Annotated in this window: 1 protein-coding gene; it reads left to right on the top strand. The window is 55.4% G+C overall.

Annotation, left to right across the window (positions count from 1 at the left end):
• Positions 1–92: 92 nt before the first annotated feature.
• On the top strand, positions 93–1,129 hold a 1,037-nt coding region (gene msrA, locus AB7E65_RS01705), incomplete at its 3' end, for a peptide-methionine (S)-S-oxide reductase MsrA (RefSeq protein ID WP_428745157.1).

Genomic DNA, 1,129 nt, shown 5'->3' with positions numbered 1-1,129 from the left:
TGACCCCTTTTCGCCTTTCGCCCTCGATTGGACCGAAGTTCCCGTGCCGCGTATAATGAAGTGATACTTCTCAGCAAGCAGGAGGGGACTCCATGATAATTGACTGGTTCAGGACTCTTCTTTTCACCACGTTGATATTTATGGCCGGCGTAGCTGCAGCGGCGACGGGGCCCGATCAAGGAGCACACATGACGGATAAAGGTAAAAAGCAAATGGTGGCGACCTTTGCCGGGGGTTGTTTCTGGTGCGTGGAATCCGATTTTGCGAAAGAGCCCGGCGTCATCAAGGTTATATCGGGCTTTACCGGCGGCAACGTCGCGAACCCGACCTACAAGCAGGTATCGGCCGGCGGCACCGGTCATGTTGAAGCGGTGCAGGTTACCTACGACCCTGCAAGGATCAGCTATGAGCAATTACTGGATGTGCTGTGGCGGCATATCGACCCGACGGATTCCGGAGGCCAGTTCGTCGACCGCGGCTCCCAGTACCGTTCGGCCATCTTCTACCATGATCAAGAGCAGCACGATCTGGCAGAGAAATCCAAACAGGCACTGCAGCAATCGGGACGTTTCGACAAACCGATCGTGACACAGATTCTGCCCTTCAAAACCTTCTATGTCGCCGAAGATTACCACCAGGACTACTACAAGGAAAATCCGCTCCGCTACAAATGCTACCGCCGGAATTCGGGGCGCGACGAGTTTCTGGAAAAGATCTGGAGCAAGGAAATAAAAAAGGCGGCTCCCATGACCGGGAACACCCGTTATCATAAACCGGATGATGCCACCCTGCGCAAAACCCTGACCCCTCTGCAGTACAAGGTCACTCAGAAGGAAGGCACCGAGCCGCCGTTTAAGAACGCATACTGGGACAACAAACAGGCCGGGATCTATGTCGACATCGTCTCGGGCGAACCACTGTTCAGTTCACTCGACAAGTACACATCAGGTACTGGCTGGCCGAGCTTCGTGCGGCCGCTGGTAAAGGAGAATATCGTCGAGCGTGAAGACCACAAACTCTTTTCGGTGCGCACCGAAATACGTAGCCGCCACGGTGATTCGCACCTGGGCCACGTGTTTAGCGACGGCCCGCCACCGACTGGCTTGCGCTATTGCATGAACTCGGCCGC

The organism is Syntrophotalea sp. (assembly GCF_050253115.1).
Taxonomy (GTDB): domain Bacteria; phylum Desulfobacterota; class Desulfuromonadia; order Desulfuromonadales; family Syntrophotaleaceae; genus Syntrophotalea; species Syntrophotalea acetylenica.
Note: the sequence above shows the minus strand (reverse complement) of the source record. Positions and strands in the feature narration are given on the sequence as shown.